Source organism: Paenibacillus cookii (assembly GCF_018333375.1).
GTDB lineage: Bacteria > Bacillota > Bacilli > Paenibacillales > Paenibacillaceae > Paenibacillus_AQ > Paenibacillus_AQ cookii.
The window spans coordinates 72,339-90,504 of the sequence record NZ_BORW01000012.1; the positions used below are offsets into that span (position 1 = coordinate 72,339).

General features: G+C 55.2%; 15 protein-coding genes and 1 pseudogene. 10 read left to right on the top strand and 6 right to left on the bottom strand.

Annotation, left to right across the window (positions count from 1 at the left end; translation table 11 throughout):
* Window positions 1-93 precede the first annotated feature (93 nt).
* Together KI367_RS13345 and KI367_RS13350 are read left to right on the top strand one after the other, a co-directional pair.
* Window positions 94-921: pseudogene (locus KI367_RS13345) on the top strand (MFS transporter); the annotation flags it as partial.
* Between the two features lie 138 nt (window positions 922-1,059).
* Window positions 1,060-1,635: a TMEM175 family protein gene (locus KI367_RS13350; protein ID WP_212950269.1), complete on the top strand. Its 576-nt coding sequence runs from the start codon at window positions 1,060-1,062 to the stop codon at window positions 1,633-1,635.
* A 101-nt stretch (window positions 1,636-1,736) separates the two neighbouring features.
* Here KI367_RS13350 and KI367_RS13355 read toward each other — a convergent pair whose 3' ends face one another.
* Window positions 1,737-2,426, bottom strand: a complete 690-nt coding sequence (locus KI367_RS13355) for an S-layer homology domain-containing protein (RefSeq protein WP_212950216.1) — start codon at window positions 2,424-2,426, stop codon at window positions 1,737-1,739.
* A 463-nt stretch (window positions 2,427-2,889) separates the two neighbouring features.
* Between KI367_RS13355 and gltB the strand changes: the two genes are divergently transcribed.
* Window positions 2,890-7,488: a glutamate synthase large subunit gene (gltB, locus tag KI367_RS13360; protein ID WP_212950217.1), complete on the top strand. Its 4,599-nt coding sequence runs from the start codon at window positions 2,890-2,892 to the stop codon at window positions 7,486-7,488.
* Window positions 7,489-8,128: 640 nt separating this feature from the next.
* Here gltB and KI367_RS13365 read toward each other — a convergent pair.
* Complete coding sequence (locus tag KI367_RS13365) at window positions 8,129-8,497, bottom strand: helix-turn-helix domain-containing protein (RefSeq protein WP_036709062.1); 369 nt, start codon at window positions 8,495-8,497, stop codon at window positions 8,129-8,131.
* A 237-nt stretch (window positions 8,498-8,734) separates the two neighbouring features.
* Here KI367_RS13365 and KI367_RS13370 point away from each other — a divergent pair, with 237 nt between their 5' ends.
* From KI367_RS13370 to KI367_RS13390, 5 genes are all read left to right on the top strand, one after another.
* Window positions 8,735-9,163 (top strand): hypothetical protein, encoded by a 429-nt coding sequence (locus tag KI367_RS13370; protein ID WP_036709063.1) that lies wholly within the window; start codon window positions 8,735-8,737, stop codon window positions 9,161-9,163.
* A 279-nt stretch (window positions 9,164-9,442) separates the two neighbouring features.
* Complete coding sequence (locus KI367_RS13375) at window positions 9,443-10,408, top strand: LCP family glycopolymer transferase (RefSeq protein WP_212950218.1); 966 nt, start codon at window positions 9,443-9,445, stop codon at window positions 10,406-10,408.
* Between the two features lie 202 nt (window positions 10,409-10,610).
* A complete protein-coding gene (locus KI367_RS13380) occupies window positions 10,611-10,814 on the top strand; it encodes a hypothetical protein (protein ID WP_036709064.1) in 204 nt (67 codons plus the stop codon).
* A gap of 23 nt (window positions 10,815-10,837) precedes the next feature.
* Entirely contained in the window at window positions 10,838-11,749 is a 912-nt protein-coding gene (locus KI367_RS13385; protein WP_036709066.1) for an ABC transporter ATP-binding protein, read from the top strand.
* Window positions 11,742-12,524, top strand: coding sequence for an ABC transporter permease (locus KI367_RS13390; protein WP_036709067.1), 783 nt, complete (start codon window positions 11,742-11,744; stop codon window positions 12,522-12,524). Before KI367_RS13385 ends, KI367_RS13390 begins: the two co-directional genes overlap by 8 nt.
* 131 nt (window positions 12,525-12,655) lie before the next feature.
* On the opposite strand, the gene KI367_RS13395 is transcribed toward KI367_RS13390, so the two are convergent.
* Window positions 12,656-13,075: a bactofilin family protein gene (locus KI367_RS13395; RefSeq protein WP_246536890.1), complete on the bottom strand. Its 420-nt coding sequence runs from the start codon at window positions 13,073-13,075 to the stop codon at window positions 12,656-12,658.
* 13 nt (window positions 13,076-13,088) lie between these two features.
* Window positions 13,089-14,099: a M23 family metallopeptidase gene (locus tag KI367_RS13400; protein WP_212950219.1), complete on the bottom strand. Its 1,011-nt coding sequence runs from the start codon at window positions 14,097-14,099 to the stop codon at window positions 13,089-13,091.
* A 212-nt stretch (window positions 14,100-14,311) separates the two neighbouring features.
* Between KI367_RS13400 and cls the strand changes: the two genes are divergently transcribed.
* Window positions 14,312-15,742, top strand: coding sequence for a cardiolipin synthase (gene cls, locus KI367_RS13405; RefSeq protein WP_212950220.1), 1,431 nt, complete (start codon window positions 14,312-14,314; stop codon window positions 15,740-15,742).
* A gap of 15 nt (window positions 15,743-15,757) precedes the next feature.
* Here cls and KI367_RS13410 read toward each other — a convergent pair whose 3' ends face one another.
* Entirely contained in the window at window positions 15,758-16,081 is a 324-nt protein-coding gene (locus tag KI367_RS13410) for a YnfA family protein (RefSeq protein WP_373316231.1), read from the bottom strand.
* A gap of 142 nt (window positions 16,082-16,223) precedes the next feature.
* Between KI367_RS13410 and KI367_RS13415 the strand changes: the two genes are divergently transcribed.
* Complete coding sequence (locus KI367_RS13415; RefSeq protein ID WP_081992286.1) at window positions 16,224-17,147, top strand: YitT family protein; 924 nt, start codon at window positions 16,224-16,226, stop codon at window positions 17,145-17,147.
* Window positions 17,148-17,174: 27 nt separating this feature from the next.
* Here KI367_RS13415 and ligD read toward each other — a convergent pair whose 3' ends face one another.
* On the bottom strand, window positions 17,175-18,077 hold the full coding sequence (gene ligD, locus KI367_RS13420; protein WP_212950222.1) for a non-homologous end-joining DNA ligase: 903 nt from the start codon (window positions 18,075-18,077) through the stop codon (window positions 17,175-17,177).
* Window positions 18,078-18,166: the final 89 nt, after the last annotated feature.

An 18,166-nucleotide genomic window follows, 5' to 3' on the forward strand; every position in this document is an offset into this window, starting at 1 on the left:
TTTTGATTTCCGGCATGGTCCGTTGTATCCGGATGCCAAGCCTTTATGGCTCCATGGGCCGATCCAACCTTGCTTGATTCAGGCGGAACGGATGCCTTGGTGCCCTTTGCGTCGTACCTTGCATCCGAATCTTCGCGCGGCCGCGTGGTCGGCAATGTGATGAGCGGCTTGCTGCTCGGCATTATGCTCTCGCGCCCGCTGTCGATCCTGGTCGCCGATCTTTTTGGCTGGCATGCCGTATTTGTTTTGTCCGGCGCAGCCGTTTTGGTTTTGGCACTTGTATTGTCGAAGGTGCTGCCTGTGAGACGGCCTTCCTCGAGCGCTTCCTACCCGGCGCTGCTCGGATCGATGTGGCGATTGCTGCGAACCACCCCGCTTTTGCGCCGCCGGGCCGCGTATCATGCATGCGTGTTTGCGACGTTTAGCCTGTTTTGGACGACGGTTCCGTTCCTGTTGGCCGGCCCAATGTTTCATTTTTCCCAGAAAGCCATCGCGTTGTTCGCGCTTGCGGGCATCGCGGGCGCGGTTGCCGCGCCTGTGGCCGGACGGCTGGCAGACCGCGGCTGGACCAGGCCCGGAACAGGAATCGCGCTCGTTACGGTTGTCTTGTCGGTGTTGCTGCCGCTGGTCATCCGGACCGGTTCGCCGGTCGGCGTCGCGGTTCTCGTCGCTGCAGCCATATTGTTGGATGCGGGAGTATCCGCGAATCTTGTGCTTGGACAACGCGCGCTTTTCTCGCTGAGTCCCGAAATACGCAGCCGTTTGAACGGGCTTTTTATGGCTATTTTCTTTTTGGGCGGCGCCGCGGGCTCGGCGGTCGGGGGCTGGGCATACGCCACGGGAGGATGGAGCGCTGCGTTATGGTTCGGTCTGACATTTCCGGTCGCTGCGATATTATATTTTGCCACGGAGAAAAAATAACGAATCACGCCGAGGGCAGGGGCTGTTGGCCGTTCGCTAAAAAATTCGGCTTGACAATATAAAGGGGATCATGCAATTTTACTGATATCGAATATCGAATATTGAATAGAGCGCGGAAGCGGGAAAAGGGGAACCACTCTGAAAGCAAATCGCATGGAAGCGTTCAGCGATGGCGTGCTGGCGATTATCATTACGATCATGGTCCTGGAATTCAAAGTGCCGGAAGGCCATGACTGGCATGCGTTGATCGGCCTTGGGCCGAAAGTTCTTAGCTACATTTTCAGCTTCGTGTATGTCGGCATTTACTGGAACAATCATCATCACTTGCTGCACATGGTTCGAACGATGAACGGCCGGTTAATGTGGCTTAACCTGCTGCTTCTGTTCTGGTTGTCCCTGGTGCCGTTCACGACGGCCTGGATGGGGGAAAGCCATTTTGCAGCCACTCCTACGGCATTGTACGGCATGGTTTTAATGCTGGCGGCGTTCTCGTACTGGCTGCTTCAGCGCACGATCATGAACCAGCATGCCGGCGACTCCTCCTTCGTCGTAACGATGGGGAAAGACTGGAAAGGGAAATTGTCTCCGCTGCTCTACTTGTTCGCGGTTTTGACCGCTTACGTGAGTCCATGGTTGTCCGGCATCTTTTTCGTGCTTGTTGCCGTGGTGTGGTTCATGCCGGATCAACGGATCGAGCGTACCTTAAGCCATTAAAAAAACTCTTCGAATCCCGCGTTTCAAGCGGGCTTCGAAGAGTTTTTTTCGCTGATGCGGCACCTCGGCGCGCGATATCTCCGAATCTTCACAAGGTCCCGTTATTTGGAAGAATCCTGGGAGCTTTGCGGCTTCGTTGGATCGTTGGTCTTGGCCTGCTTCTCATAAAGCGCGATCGCTTTGTATAAAATCGAAGCGGCATCTTCCCGCGTTATTTGGGTTTGCGGATGGAAACGGCCCGACTCGTCAAGATCAACCAAACCGTAGTGCAGGGCGCGCTGAATCGTGCCCTGGTATTCGACGGTCAACTGGTCTTCATCGGCGAGGGCTGCAGGAACCAGATTGATCATAGGGAAACGCTTCGTCGACTCCAAAGCCTGCATGACATAATGGACAAACTGCTCTTTGGTCACGGCGCCTGCCGGATCGGCGTCGGCGGGCAAATCGAGCCCGCGGTCATGCGCAGCAACAAATGAAGCATGATACCAAGCATCCGCAGGGATGCTTGTGAAATACGCGCCGCCCGGGCCCGTTTTGTCATCGCTTGCCGGCGCATCGGCTAACAGGCCGCGTGCGATCATGGCCATGCCTTGGGCCAACAGGAGCCGTTCGCCTGGCGCAAACCGGTCGGCGGCAACGCCCGTCACGACTCCCTTGGCCTGCAAAGCTTCGATTTGTTGCTTGGCGCCGCTTTCGCCGATGTCCCGAAAAGATGCCGAAGCCAAGGCGGAGCCGGCCGCCGATACCAGCAGGGCGAAAGACAGGGCGGTTACAGTCCAGGTTTTTTTCATGGGATGTAGTCTCCTTCTCCATAAGCTTTGATAGATTACCGCATTTTAACAAACGGCCCGGAAGGCAAAAATGTTTCAAGCAACGATGAATCCATGTGCAAGGGGAGTATTATGGCCGGTGGAGGAAAATCCAGGATGCGCCATGCATTTTTATTCGGCATTTATAGTATTTAACCGGAAAACGCTTTAATGCGGCACTGCAAATCATTATTTATCGGGCTCATAAAAACTTTGAATTGCGCTGCTTTTAGGGCAGTGATAAAATAAAAAAACCAATTCTTGCTGAATAAATATCAATACCCATTCCCCTAAGCAACAAGGTTGTCCGCTGTTGTAAGTTACCCCATTCCCCAATCTTAGTCACTGTTTTGTTCTGTAGCCAATGATCGTCTCGACGTGGTTTTGTTTTGCCGTACCCGAAATTAAGTCATTATTCATTCTGAAGACAGAAAGGTTGCTTTCCATGAGACATACGGTACTTCCCCCTAAACAGGGACTTTATGATCCGCAGTTTGAAAAAGACGCCTGCGGCATGGGGTTTGTTGCTCACATCAAGGGCAGGGCTTCCCATGAAATCGTCACCCAGGCGCTGACGATGCTCGAAAATATGGAGCATCGGGGCGGACAGGGCAGCGAACCGAATTCCGGTGACGGAGCCGGGATTATGCTGCAGATTCCGCATCGTTTTTTTGCCGAAGAGGCGCAAAAACAAGGTTTCGAGCTTCCGGAGCCCGGGCAATACGGAGCAGGCATGTTGTTTCTATCCCATGATGAGGCCGTTCGTGAGGCTCATGAGAGCCGGCTGATTCAGATCATTAAGGAAGAAGGGCAGAAATTCCTCGGATTCCGCGACGTCCCGACCTACGACGAAATGCTCGGCAAATCGGCCAAAGAAGCCAAGCCTTACGTACGCCAGGTGTTTATCGGACGCAGCGCCGACCTGAAAGAAGATTTGGATTTCGAGCGCAAGCTGTACATCATCCGCAGACGCGCGGAACGGGCCATTCGTTACGGCGGCACGCCTGAAGGCGAAACGTTCTACATTTCCAGCCTGTCCTGCCGGAAAATCGTATACAAAGGGATGCTGACGACGGCGCAGGTCGGCCAATTTTACCTTGATCTGCAAAACGAAGCGGTCGAAACGGCCATCGCGCTCGTCCACTCCCGTTTCAGCACGAATACCTTCCCGAGCTGGGAGCGGGCGCACCCGTACCGCTTCATGATCCATAACGGCGAAATCAACACGCTGCGCGGCAACGTCAACTGGATGCATGCCCGCCAATCCTTGTTCAAAAGCGACGTTTTCGGCGCCGACCTGGACAAGGTAAAGCCGGTCATCAATCCGGACGGTTCGGATACGGCGATGTTCGACAACACGTTTGAGTTCCTCTATCTGAGCGGCCGTTCCCTGCCGCACGTGGCCATGATGATGGTGCCGGAGCCGTGGAACAACCATGAAACGATGGACGAAACGAAAAAAGCGTTCTACGAATACCACAGCACGCTGATGGAGCCGTGGGACGGGCCTGCGGCCATGGCGTTCACGGACGGCGTGCAAATCGGGGCGATCCTGGACCGGAACGGCCTGAGACCTTCCCGTTATTACGTGACCAAAGACGATTTGATCGTCCTGTCCTCCGAAGCGGGCGTGCTCGACATCGCGCCGGAAAACGTGCTGTACAAGGACCGGCTGCGCCCGGGCCGCATGCTGCTGGTCGACACGAAGGAAGGGCGCATCATTTCCGACGAGGAAGTCAAGGCGCAAATCGCCTCCGAGCAGCCTTACCGGCAGTGGCTCGACGAGCATTTGGTCAACCTGGATGAGCTTCCGGACGCGCCGGAGCTGCCGAATCCGAAGCATGACAACGTGACGCAGCTGCAGCTGGCGTTCGGCTATACGTTCGAGGAGCTGCGCAAAGTGTTGGAGCCGATGGCGGCTACCGGCATGGAGGCGCTCGCCTCGATGGGGTACGACGCTCCGCTGGCCGTGCTGTCCGACAAGCCGCAGCGTTTGTACAATTACTTTAAGCAAATGTTCGCGCAGGTCACGAACCCGCCGATCGACGCGATCCGCGAGGAGATCATCACGTCGACCGCAACGACGATCGGACCGGAGCGCAACCTGCTGCATCCGGAGCCGGAAAGCTGCCGGCAGATCCGGCTGGACACGCCGATCCTCTCCAACGAGGATTTCGCGAAAATCCGCCATGTGCATCGTCCGGGCTTCAAGTCGATGACAATTCCGATCTTTTTCACGGCGGCGGACGGGGCCGAAGGTTTGCGTCAGGCGCTTGACGTGCTGTGCGAAGCCGCGGACCGCGTGATTGCCAAAGGCCATAACATCCTGATTTTGTCGGATCGCGGCGTCGACCGCGAAAATGCGGCGATTCCGGCGCTGCTGGCCGTTTCCTGCCTGCATCACCACCTGATCCGCCAGGGAACGCGCACGAAGGTGAGCATCCTGCTGGAATCCGCCGAACCGCGCGAAGTGCATCATTACGCGCTGCTGCTCGGTTACGGCGTCAGCGCGGTCAACCCTTACCTCGCTTTCGAGACGCTGGACGACATGATCCGGCAGGGGCTGCTGCGCGGCGTAACGCATGAAAAAGCCGTCAAAAACTATATTAAAGCGGCGACGAAAAGCGTCGTGAAAATATTGTCCAAAATGGGCATTTCCACGATCCAGTCCTACCGCGGAGCCCAGATTTTCGAGGCGGTGGGCCTGAAGGAAGAATTCGTGGAGCGATACTTTACCAACACGCCGTCCCGGATCGGCGGCATCGGCCTGGAAGAGGTGGCGGCCGAAGCGCTGGCGCACCACAACCGCGCCTTCACCGACAAGGACGGCAACGACAAGGTGCTGGACTCCGGCGGCGAATACCAATGGCGCAAAGACGGGGAAGAGCATCTGTTCAACCCGCAAACGATCCACCTGCTGCAGCAGGCCGTGCGCACCGGCGATTACCAGGTGTATAAAAAATACGCCAAGCTGGTGCAGGGCGAAAACGAGCAGCGGATGACCATCCGTTCCATGCTGAAGCTGAAGCCGGCGGGACCTGCCGTGCCGCTCGAAGAGGTCGAGCCGGTCGAATCCATCATGCGCCGTTTCAAGACCGGGGCGATGTCCTTTGGTTCGATCAGCAAGGAAGCGCATGAAAGCCTGGCGATCGCGATGAACCGGATCGGCGGCAAAAGCAACACCGGCGAAGGCGGGGAAGATCCCGCGCGTTACATTCCGGATGCGAACGGCGATTCCCGCCGCAGCGCCATCAAGCAGGTTGCGTCGGGCCGATTCGGCGTCACGTCGCATTACCTGGTGAATGCCGACGAAATCCAGATCAAGATGGCGCAAGGCGCCAAGCCGGGCGAAGGCGGGCAGCTGCCCGGCCGCAAAGTGTACCCGTGGGTAGCCGAAGTGCGCGGTTCCACGCCGGGGGTCGGCCTCATTTCGCCGCCGCCGCATCATGACATCTATTCGATCGAGGATTTGGCGGAGCTGATCTATGATCTGAAGAACGCCAACCCGAGAGCAAGCATTAACGTCAAACTCGTATCCGAAGTGGGCGTCGGCACCATCGCGGCCGGCGTCGCCAAAGGCAGAGCCGACATCATTCTGGTCAGCGGGTATGACGGCGGCACGGGAGCATCGCCGCAAAGCTCGATCCGCCATGCCGGCATGCCGTGGGAGCTCGGGCTCGCGGAAACGCATCAGACGCTGATCCTGAACAATCTGCGCGACCGCGTCGTGCTGGAGACGGACGGCAAAATGCTGAACGGACGCGACCTGGCCGTCGCCGCGCTGCTGGGGGCCGAGGAATACGGCTTCTCCACCGCGCCGCTGATTGCGCTCGGCTGCATCATGATGCGCGTCTGCCAAATGGATACGTGCCCGGTCGGCGTCGCCACGCAAAATCCGGAGCTGCGCAAGCATTTTATGGGCGATCCGGCCCATGTCGTCAACTTCATGAAATTCGTGGCCGAAGATCTGCGCGAGCTGATGGCCGAGCTGGGCTTCCGTACCGTACAAGAAATGATCGGACGTACCGATTGCCTGGATGCAGATGCGGTCAGCGACCATTGGAAGCGGAAGGGCATCGATTTGTCCGCGCTGCTGCACATGCCGGACATTCCGGAAGACAGCACGCGTTACCGCAGCAAAACGCAAAACCATGGTTTGGAAGAAACGCTGGATATGCGCCGCCTGCTTTCCCTCGCTGAACCGGCGCTGGAAAACGGGGCAGCCGTATCGGGCACGCTTCCGATCACCAACGTGGACCGGGCCGTCGGCACGATCCTGGGCAGCGAGGTCACGCGGAAATACGGCGCGGCCGGGCTTCCGGAGGATACGATATCCTTCACATTTACGGGAACCGCCGGCCAAAGCTTCGGGGCATTCGTGCCGAAAGGCATGACCCTGACGGTCGTGGGCGATGCCAACGACTATACGGGCAAAGGCCTCTCCGGCGGCAAGCTGATCGTGAAGCCGTCGGATCAAGCGACCTTCAAAGCCGAAGAGAATATCATTATCGGCAACACCGCGTTTTACGGGGCGACCAGCGGCGAAGCGTACATCAACGGGATTGCCGGCGAACGTTTTGCCGTCCGGAACTCCGGAGCTTCGGTCGTCGTCGAAGGCGTTGGCGACCACGGCTGCGAATACATGACGGGCGGACGCGTCGTCGTGCTGGGCGGCACGGGACGCAACTTTGCGGCCGGCATGTCCGGAGGAATCGCGTATGTCTACGATCCGGAGAATAACTTCATCCAGCGCTGCAACCTGGAAATGGTGCTGCTGGAGCGGGTGGAGGAAATCGAAGAGGCGGAAGAACTGAAACAGCTGATTCAAAAGCACGTATCCTATACAGGCAGCGCCATGGGACAAAGAGTGCTCGAAAACTGGGATCAAAACTTGAATCAGTTCGTGCGGGTCATTCCGAAGGATTACAAACGGATGACGCAGCATATCCGCAAGGTTCAAGAAAAAGGACTGACGGGCGAAGCGGCCCTGATGGCGGCCTTCGAAGCCAACATGAGAGAGCTTGCCAGAACCGGCAGTCAATAAGTCATAACATTTTCGTGAACGTGTAGGCTCGGTCATAAACGGGTCTGTGATTCGGGCTCCGAAAGGAGACAGAACTCGCAGACCCGTTTTTTTCGACAAAAATAGAACTATATTTAAGAGACAAATTCTCCATCAGACGACAGCATCACGGACGTTCTTGGGATATAATAGAAAAGTCCTATTCTCTTTGGTCAAGGAGACTCGACTTGAGGATAAGACGGATGATCTGATTCTATGATGAATAAATCGATGAGTGGAGCGAGGGTATCTTTCGATGAGAGAAGAGAAGGAGTTTGGTACCGAAGCACGGACCGATCATGAGCATCCGGCGCAGACCCATGTGGATATCCTTAAAGTACTGGAGCAATGCGGGATACACCCCGACAGCTGGCATAGCTACTGTAAGCGGCAGGATCGTTTGGTAGGGCTGGAACCCAAATAGATCCGTTCATTCCGGCTGAATACTGCTTGCAGGCTCCTACTTTTTCTATGGTAACTTGGGTTGAAACGTTGGATCTGCCTATCTGTTGTATAGAATTGCGGCAAATGATTATAGAATCCCTCTTCCTTTGCGTAAAGCGCATACATTCTATAATCTTGAAGACCTCGGCGGCTGATGGCTGCCGAGGTCTCTTTCTGTTTATTTCATGGAGCGCTCCATCCGAACGAAAGCGATGAAACGTCTGGCTTCCTCTTCGGTCAGGCTCCGTCCGTCGACGGTCAAGTTAAACCGGTCCAGCAAATCGGAATCCGAAAGCTCCAAATGATCCACGAATTCCCGCACCTCGGGGTCCATCTCCAGCTTGGGCTGATTCGTGCGGCCGATCAAATAATCGATGGAAACTTCAAACTTATCGGCAAGCTTGGTCAATATTTCGAAATCAGGTTTGCGGCGGTTCTTTTCATAATGGGAGAGTGCGGCTCTCGTGATGCCAATCGATTGGGCTAATTCTTCTTGAGTCCATCCTCTTTGGTCCCGGAGTTCTGCGATGCGATTACCATGATTCATGAATTAACCTCCTCTGATTGCTTGCAAATTACCGATTTAAGGAAACAAATGAATCGCATGCTTTCCTATGCTTATGTATATCGAAATTGGCTTAAAAAAGGATTGACTAGTTACAAAATGTATCGTAAAGTAAAAAATGCGAGTGATACTAAATGTATCCATATCAGAAACATTATGTATCGATAATAAGTGTAGTACGATTCACATATTTTTATACCCATAGGCAGGGTCGGTGCGATGAATATATTGACGTCATACGGCATACACCTTCAAATGTACATATCCATTAAACAAATAGGAGAAACCCTCGTTGCCCTGGGACGCTCCCGTCCGGCCGTATTGTGGGAAGTCGAATCCCGCACGCTCGTATTTATCAGTGATTTGGATTTTCCTCTCGTGCCGGAAATCCGGCTCTGCTTCGACATCGGTTACGATGGAAGGCCGATCTGCCGGATGCATGGCAAGCTGCTGTGGAAAGAGGACAGTTTGTCGAATGCCAAGCTGTACGGAGTCCTCCTCGATCCGGATGAGCACGGACAAGCAAACATGGCGAAACAAATCACCCGCACCGTCACGGGCGGCAGAGTTCGACAGCAACAATATGATCCCTATACGGATGTCATGGCCGGACATGAAAGCGGCCGGATCTTTGATGTTTCTACATAGGAATGTTGTTGAAAAAAAACATGGGATCGCTAGAAAAAAACCGTATTATTACGGGAAAAGAATATCAATGGGATAAAGTCATTTTACTATATTTATCGAAGCGCTGCATAGTGCTTTCGCCCGAAAAAACCATTTAAATAAGCGTGGAGTAATCCATACGGGGGACTCGGATTTGCGCAAAAGCATAAAAGCCATTTTTGGGGGCGATCCAGGCTTACCGGGTTTTGTGCCAACGGGCGGGGACACCTATTAACCAACGAAAGGTAGCGTGCCGATTCAATGAAAAAATGGATCCTTATCGTGTCTTCCATATTGATCATCGCCGTCGCGGGTGTTACGGCGTATGCCGCTTACATTTACCAATCGGTCAAGACGACCGCGCACAAAATCTATGAAAGCAGGGATGGGCAGGTGCTGCCTGAGCCGGCCGGCAAGGAAGGGAACACCGCCGAGGCAGCCGGGGCGGAGTACAGTGCCTCCCGAACGGAAAAGGCCGCTCCTTTTGATTTGCAGGATAAGAAACCATTCACCGTGCTTGTGCTGGGCGTCGATCAGCGCGAGCATGACCGGGGACGATCGGACGCGATGATCTTTCTGACGGTCAACCCGGCGAAGCAAAGCATGCTGATGTTCAATATTCCGCGGGATACCCGGACGGAAATTATCGGCCGCGGCACCGTGGATAAAATCAACCACGCATACGCGTTCGGGGGCGTCAACATGTCCGTCAAGACGGTGGAGCATTTCCTTGATTACCCCGTGAATTACTATGTCAGGGTGAATATGGAGGGGTTCGCGCGCATCATTGACTCCCTTGGCGGCGTCGATGTCGACAATCCTTTTGCTTTCTCTTATGCAGGGCACCGGTTTGATCAAGGACAGCTGCATTTGACCGGGCAAGAGGCGCTGATGTATTCGCGAATGCGGTTCGACGACCCGCGCGGGGACATGGGCAGAAACGCTAGGCAGCGCCAGATTTTGCAGCAGGTCATCAAAAATTCATTGAACATCGCCACCGTGACCAAAATCGAGTCGTTGCTGGATGAGGTTGCGGACAGCGTCAAAACGGATATTACCTTTGAAGACATGAAAACCTTTCTGATGGATTACAGAACCGACCTCAAAAAAATCGATCAGGTCGAAATCAGCGGCCAGGGGCAACGGATCCAAGGCATCTGGTATTACCTGGTGAACGACAAGGAACGAAGCCGGATCCATCAGTTGATCAAGCAGCATATGGAGTAAGGATGAAACCGACCGGGAAACTATCCCGGCGGTTTTTTTGCATTGTACGGCAAGAAACTTGACAGAAAGCAGCGCTTGATGTAGATTTCTGATAACGATACAAAACGTAACCTTTCCGGAACAAGAAGATGCGGCAGGCGGTTTGTCCACGAATCAGGATAAAAAATGCGGCTTTATACCCAGGGAGAGGAAGGCGGTTCCAATGAAAAACCTGCAGTACGTCTATTGCTTGTGCTGCGAGAACGCGGTGCCTGCATCGGACGCGATGGTTATTTTCCAGACGGGATACTACCGGGGGACGATTCCTTTGGGCTGCTGTCAACCATGTTATCAACAGGGGGAAAAAGAGAAAAATTACCAGTATATGGGGCATTTGCGTCACGGCTATGTTACAATGAGGCGATAATCTACGACGAGGGAGTGAAGCGAATGCAGCATGAACCGGTGGTCCGGCTGGAAGGGGTAACGAAAAAGGTTGGGTCCAGAACGCTGGTGGAAAACGTTACGCTCGACATTCCGCCCGGGCAGGTATTCGGATTTCTGGGACCCAACGGCGCCGGGAAAACCACGACGATTCGCATGATGGTCGGTTTGACCTCCATCAGCCAGGGAGATATCAACATTTGCGGTTACAGCATAAAGGAGCATTTTGAGAAGGCCGTCGCCAACGTAGGGGCTATTGTCGAAAATCCGGAGATGTACAAGTTTTTGACGGGATACCAGAATTTGCGCCATTTCGCCCGCATGATGAAGGGCATTGACGCAAAGCGGATCGAAGAGGTGGTCCGGCTCGTAGGTCTCGGCAACCGGATTCACGACAAGGTTAGGACTTATTCCCTGGGAATGCGGCAGCGCTTGGGCGTGGCGCAGGCCATTTTGCACCGGCCGCGGCTTTTGATTCTGGACGAGCCCACCAACGGGCTTGATCCGCAAGGAATCCGGGAGCTCCGCGATTATTTGCGCCATCTGTGCCGGGATGAAGGGACGACCGTGTTCGTCTCCAGCCACCTGCTGTCCGAAATGGAGCTGATGTGCGACAGCGTGGCGATTATCCAGAACGGTCGGCTGATCGACGTCAGATCGCTCCGAAACGGCAACGAAAGCAAGGCGGAAGCGGCCGAAACCGGATTTACGGTGGATGAGCCGGAGCGCGCCCTGGCCGTCCTGGAAGGCGGCAGCCGGGAGGGGAACGTGATTACCCTGAAGCTGGCCCGGGACGAGATTCCGGAAATCAACGCCAGGCTGGTTCAGGCGGGCATCAAGGTGTACGGCATACAAACGGTGACCCGGTCGCTGGAAGATCAGTTCCTGGAAATGACGGGAGGTGATCCGATTGGGTAATTTTCTCGGCCTCGTGCGAAACGAAAACATGAAAATTTACCGGCGCGTCCGGACGTGGGTCATGCTCGGGATTTTGGCGTTTTGCAATGCGATCCTTCCGGTGCTTTTTTCCATGGTCGATTCGGGAGGGCAAACCACGTTATGGGACAGCGTCATGTTGACCGCATCGTTTACGTTTTACCTGTGCACGATCTTTTCCGTCATCGTCGCCGCCGATTCCGTGGCGGGGGAATTTTCCTGGGGCACGATCAAGCTGCTTTTGATCCGCCCGTGGAGCCGGTCCAAAATTTTGCTTTCCAAATATATAGCGGTCATTCTGTTTAGCCTGCTGTGCACGCTGCTGCTTGCCGCGGTCGCGATGCTGGCGTCGAGCATTTTCTTTGCGGGCGGCGGGGAAAGCAGTTTGATCGGTCCGGGCGAGAGCGGTTCCGCCTTTACGTTCCGCTACCTGCTTTGCGATTACGTGAATTTGTTCATGACGGTGGCGATTGCGTTCATGCTGTCGACCGTGTTCCGTGCCGGAGGGTTGTCCATCGGTCTGGCGCTGTTCATCATGTTCGCCAAAGGGATTTTTGCGAGCTTGTTCAACCCGGACCGTTACGGCTGGGCAAAATATCTTCTGTTTTCGCACATGGATCTCTCGGGGTATCTGAAAGCTGACGAAGGACCGGGCGGAGCGACCCTTGGATTTTCCCTGGCGGTGCTGGCCGTCTATTATATCGTGTTTATGGCGGTTTCCTGGTACGTGTTCCATAAAAGGGACGTTGCCGCCTAATTCGTCAAGCCCGGCTTTAGCTGTGCGCGCATTCGCTCGCGTACCGCTAAGGCCGGGCTTTTTTGAGAAATGCCCTGGGAGGACTTATGATGGCGTGAAGCGTCACGCTTTCCGGCGGCAGTGCATCGGTTTTAGCCTGCTTCCGATTCCAGCAGATGCACATCGCCTGCTCCGGCGTTTTCCTGGCGTTCATCCTGTTTGGGCTCCATTTTGCTGGAACCGTTCAGGATCCCGCCCTCGGCGATGACGAGGGACGAGGCGGCGAGCACGTTGCCGAACATCTGGCCGGTCGAGGTGATCGTCAGCCTGCCTTCCGCCTGCACGTCTCCAAACACTTTTCCCGCAATGATAACCTCTCTGGCGCTGATGTCGGACCTGGCCTCGGCATGCTCGCCGATGGTGACGCAGGCGGTGCTTTCGATGACGCCGCTGAATTTGCCTTCGATGCGCACGTTGGCCTGGCAGGCCAGGGCGCCTTCAACCTCGGTGCCTCTGCCGATCAACGAATCCGTCGGCATGGCATTTTTCTTGGACGATTTGGATCTGCTCAACATAAAACCCTCCTTAATCGAATTCAGAATTCTGCGCTCGAATGTACGGAAGCGGATTCACGGGCTTATCGTTTTTGACGACCTGAAAGTGAAGATGGGGGCCGGTGCTGCGGCCGGTGGACCCGAGAAGAGCGATTTGCTCGCCTTTATCCACCGAATCCCCTTCTTTGACCTGCAGTTTGCTGAGGTGCATGTACCAGGTTTGCAGCCCGTTCGGGTGTTCGATGACGATATAGCGCCCGCGGGCGCCGCTTTGATCGGCAGCGATGACCTTTCCCGCGCCCGCGGCATAAACCGGTTCGCCGTTATCTCCCGCAATGTCGATGCCGGCATGGAAGGAAGCTCTGCCCGTAAAGGGATCGGTCCGGTAACCGAAGCTGGAGGTCATCACTTTGGATTCGGTCGGCCATAAGGTCGGGCTGCCTGCGATCTGCCGCTGGGTTTCCTGGGCTTTTTGCAGCGTTTGGGGGATCTTGCTTTCCATCATTTTTAGCAGCTCCTGCATCTCCTGAAAGTCGTCTTTCGTCTCCCGGGCCAAATCCAGCATCTCGTTTTGGTGCACGGCAACGAACTCGCCCCCGACATGCTGCGAAGCATCCCGGGACAGGGAAGACGCTTTATCCGATGAATCATCCGCGGCCATGCCGGTGCCGTGTTTTTGGATAAACTGCTGAAGCTGCCGCTCCAATTGGTCGACTTGCTGCATCCTTTGCTGCATATCCTTCGCCTGCGTCGACAGCTTGATGATTTCGTTTTGCAGTCGTTCGATGGATTGCTCGCGGCTGTTGACCGAGTTTTGCAGCTGCAGGTTTTTCGCGTTTTCGAGGGTGACCTTCTGCTCCAGCTGGGAAATGGCTTGGGAGGAATGGGCCTGGAGGGCAAGGATGAGGCCGGACAACGAGAGGACCGCGGCGGCGGGAACGGCCATCATCAAGGGTTTGGATAGATGGATCTGCTTGACCGAATGCTGGGCGTCCCGCATCACGAGAAGCGTCATGCGTCGATTGGCGGATGCACGTTTCATGGCGGCTCCTTTCCATAGCTTTGTTTATACTTGTCTTATCATCTATGTATTCGAAAGAGGCGCCAAACATGTCTAAAATGTTACCTTTTTCATCCCTTGCGTCTGCCCGTCCGTCCTGAGGTAATGACTTGAATAAAGAAGGCTTGGTTTGGTCAATGATGGATAAGTAACCGGTTCAAGCGGGAAGCGTTCGGGGGAAGGGGGAGTCTTTCATGGCATGGCTGCTGCTCGCACTCATCATCTTTATTTTTCAAATGGCAACGATTTTGCTGCTGGAATTCCGGAATCCTTCCAAAACGGTCGCATGGATGTTCATCCTGTTTTGCTGCCCGATGATCGGCTTCGTCGTTTACTATTTTGTCGCTCAGGACTACAAGGCCCGCAAGCAGCTCCGCACCCGGGGGACGCGTTTATTCCGGCAAGTCCGTCCGGTCATCTGGAGCAGAGCCGTTACCGTCCAAACCATCGAAGAGATGCACAATCCCGAATTCCGCCACCAGGAGCGGCTTTTTAATCTGCTGTCGCGTTTGTCGGAAAGCCCGATCACGGGCTGCAACAAAAGCCGGGTGCTGACCGACGGGGAAGAGACGTTCGGCGCGATGCTGAAGGCGATGGAGGCGGCCAAGGAGCACATCCATATCGAATTTTACATTTTCAGGCACGACGTCATCGGGACCCGTTTTCAGGAGATCATGATCCGCAAGGCGAAAGAAGGCGTCAAAGTGCGGTTCATGTGCGACGGCCTGGGAAGCTACAAGCTGAAACGGGAGTTCGTGGACAAGCTGAAGGAGGCGGGGGTGGAGTTTCATTTTTTTCTGCCGCCGCTTTTTGCCCTGATCGACCGCCGCATCAACTACCGGAATCACCGCAAAATCATCGTGGTGGACGGGGTCAAAGGGTTCGTGGGCGGCATCAACGTGGGGGACGATTATTTGGGACAATACCCGAAAATGGGCTACTGGCGGGACACGCATCTGGAGATCGAGGGGGATGCCGTCTATTTTTTGCAGAACGTGTTTTTGAACGACTGGCAGCTTGCTTCCGGCGAAAAAATCGCCGACCCCGCCTTGTTTCCCGAGCATCACTGCAAGGGAGACGAGCAGATCCAGATCGTCAGCAGCGGCCCGGACCAGGCTTGGAACGCGATACAGGAGTTTTGCTTCACGGCCATCTCCGTCGCGAAAAAAAGAATTTGGATCGCTTCGCCCTATTTCATTCCCGATCCCGGCATTTACGAAGGGCTGAAAACCGCGGCCGTCAGCGGCGTCGACGTTCGGATCATGATCCCGTGGAGGGCCGATTCCAGGCTTGTCCATCTGGCGTCCTTGTCATACGTGGAGGAGCTGATGCTGGCGGGCGTCCGCTTTTTTCAATACCAAAAGGGATTTATCCATGCCAAAGTGCTGATCGTCGACGACTTGCTGGCTTCGGTGGGCACCGCCAACATGGACATGCGCAGCTTTTTTTGCAATTTCGAGCTGACCGCCGCGCTGTTTGAGCCGTCCGCCATCGACCGGCTGACCGCTGATTTTGAGAACGATATGGGCGTATGCCGGGAGATGACGAAAAAGGAGTTTCAACGGAGGCCGTTTCTGCACAAAAAAGCGGAGATGCTTTGCCGCATGCTGTCTCCGCTGCTGTAGCGGCCCTGCCCCTCCTTAGGAGCGGGGAGCCCACAGAATAATCGATACGCCGACCAGGCAAAGCGCCGCGCCGATCCAATCGTAGAGATCCGGGACGTTTTTGTCGATCCCCCAGCCCCAGAGCAGGGCAAGGAGGATAAAAACGCCTCCGTACGCGGCATACACCCGCCCGAAAGAAGGAAAATGCTGAAGCGTGGGGATGATGCCGTACAAGACCAGCACGGCCGCGCCGGCCAGCCCGTACCACCAAGGTTTGGATTCCCGGAGCCAAAGCCACACCAGGTAGCCGCCGCCGATCTCCGCCAGCCCGGCCGCCAGAAATAAAAATATGGTTCTCATGATAGAAAAACTCCCATCAACGTTAATACTCCGCTTAAAACTATGATATAATATATAAGAAGAATATTCACAAAAAACTCGCCGGGGGAGCGTTCAGTTTTATTGATAAACACACCAAATCGATAAGAATCGGGGGGATTCGATGGCTGGAACTTCTAATACCCAAACCGCGGAACGCGCAAAAATTCCGCATGGAAAGCAGCAACCGTTAAACGCGCCGACTTCCAAGCTCAAGGTTTTGTCGCGCATCATCGTGATGCTGATCGGCGCCGGGCTGGTGGCGGTCGCGCTTGAAATCTTTCTCGTAAACAACAATATCATCGATGGCGGGATTACCGGCATCTCCATCATGTTAGCTCACCTCTTTCATTTGCCGCTTGGCATCTTTCTGACGTTACTCAATCTTCCTTTCCTGTTTCTCGGTTATAAGCAAATCGGCAAAACCTTTGCCTTCTCGACGCTGGCAGCCGTACTCGTCATGTCGGTCGGCACCGCTCTTCTCGAGCCCGTCAAACCGATTACGTTCGATCCGCTGCTTGCCGCCATCTTCGGCGGGGTCATCCTGGGAGCCGGCGTAGGCCTGGTCATCCGTGCAGGGGGATCGACGGACGGCAGCGAAATCGTGGCGATCCTCATCAACAAGAAAACGCCGTTTTCCGTCGGCGAAATCATCATGTTCATCAACGTGTTCATTCTGACGAGCGCGGGGTTCGTGTTCGGCTGGAACAACGCCATGTACTCGCTTATCGCGTATTTCATCGCCTTTAAAGTGATTGATATCACCAACGAAGGCATCGACCAATCGAAATCGGTATGGATCATCAGCGATAAATACAAAGAGATTGGCGATGCGCTGACCCAGCGTCTCGGCCGCGGCGTGACGTATCTCGAAGGAGAAGGGGCCTATTCGGGCGACAGCAAAAAGGTTATTTTCGTCGTCATCACCCGCCTCGAGGAAGCGAAGCTCAAGTCCATCGTCGGGGATTGGGACCCGGACGCGTTTCTTGCGGTTGGTAATATCCATGACGTTAAGGGCGGCAGGTTCAAGAAAAAGGATATTCATTAGCGCAACGCATAAAGCAAGCCCGGAAGGTTATCTTCCGGGCTTTGTCGCGTTCAAATGGCGGAGCACCTGCTCCACCGGCTGCGGAGGCAGGGCGGCGATCAGGTCGCCGGTTTCCTTCAGCCGCTCCTCGATGTTCAGCAGATGGAAATCAAGCGGCGACACGTTGCTGTCCACCTCTTCCCAGTAAAGCGGCGTCGATACGGTCGCGCCGGGACGGGCGCGGGGAGTATACGGGGCGGCGAGGGTTTTGCCGTGATAATGCTGCAGGTAATCGAAATAAATTTTGCCCTCGCGGTTTTTCTTCAGCCGTTCGAGCGTGAACAGGTCCGGATGTTTTTCGGTCACGAACCGGCCGACGAAATGGCCGATCACCCGGAGCTCGTCGAAGGTGATGCCCTGGTTGATCGGCACGATGATCTGGATGCCGGTGGCTCCGGAGGTTTTCGGCACCGAAGCGAGTCCCAGGGAGTGCAGCACTTTGCCGACGATGGAGGCGGCTTCCATAATGCGCGGCTCTTCCTCGCGCGACGGGTCCAGATCGATCATCCATTCGCAAGGGAGGGTGCTCCCGACATAATGCAGGGAAGGATGGAACTCCAGAGCGGCAAGGTTGCCAAGCCACAGCAGCTCGGGCAGCCCGTTCAGCACAATATAATGGATGCCGTCCTGCTCGGCCGTTTTGACGAACTCGGGCAGCGGATCGGGAGCGTTTTTCTGGTAAAAAAACTCGCCGGGCACGCCATGCGGATAACGGATCGTCGTCAGCAGGCGGTTTCGGCAATAACGGAGCAGGTAAGGGGCCAGCGCGGCCAGCTTTTGCAGATAAATGGCTTTGGTGACGCCCATTTCGGGCCAGAGCGGCTTGTCCGGATTCGTGATGGGGATGTCGTGGCCTTCAATGTTGATGGTGCCTTTAATCGTTCGCGGCATCGGTGTACCTCCGTAGAAAATTTGTCGCCGGGCGTCCCTTTGGGAGCCGCCGTTCTCTTTCGTTAGACCGGTAGAACCTGCGCCCGGAA

Excerpts from the sequence above, each read along its gene's own strand:
- KI367_RS13355 (WP_212950216.1), bottom strand. The coding sequence starts at position 2,426 with ATGAAAAAAACCTGGACTGTAACCGCCCTGTCTTTCGCCCTGCTGGTA.
- gltB (WP_212950217.1), top strand. The coding sequence starts at position 2,890 with ATGAGACATACGGTACTTCCCCCTAAACAGGGACTTTATGATCCGCAG.
- KI367_RS13365 (WP_036709062.1), bottom strand. The coding sequence starts at position 8,497 with ATGAATCATGGTAATCGCATCGCAGAACTCCGGGACCAAAGAGGATGG.
- KI367_RS13370 (WP_036709063.1), top strand. The coding sequence starts at position 8,735 with ATGAATATATTGACGTCATACGGCATACACCTTCAAATGTACATATCC.
- KI367_RS13375 (WP_212950218.1), top strand. The coding sequence starts at position 9,443 with ATGAAAAAATGGATCCTTATCGTGTCTTCCATATTGATCATCGCCGTC.
- KI367_RS13380 (WP_036709064.1), top strand. The coding sequence starts at position 10,611 with ATGAAAAACCTGCAGTACGTCTATTGCTTGTGCTGCGAGAACGCGGTG.
- KI367_RS13385 (WP_036709066.1), top strand. The coding sequence starts at position 10,838 with ATGCAGCATGAACCGGTGGTCCGGCTGGAAGGGGTAACGAAAAAGGTT.
- KI367_RS13400 (WP_212950219.1), bottom strand. The coding sequence starts at position 14,099 with ATGAAACGTGCATCCGCCAATCGACGCATGACGCTTCTCGTGATGCGG.
- cls (WP_212950220.1), top strand. The coding sequence starts at position 14,312 with ATGGCATGGCTGCTGCTCGCACTCATCATCTTTATTTTTCAAATGGCA.
- KI367_RS13410 (WP_373316231.1), bottom strand. The coding sequence starts at position 16,081 with ATGAGAACCATATTTTTATTTCTGGCGGCCGGGCTGGCGGAGATCGGC.
- KI367_RS13415 (WP_081992286.1), top strand. The coding sequence starts at position 16,224 with ATGGCTGGAACTTCTAATACCCAAACCGCGGAACGCGCAAAAATTCCG.
- ligD (WP_212950222.1), bottom strand. The coding sequence starts at position 18,077 with ATGCCGCGAACGATTAAAGGCACCATCAACATTGAAGGCCACGACATC.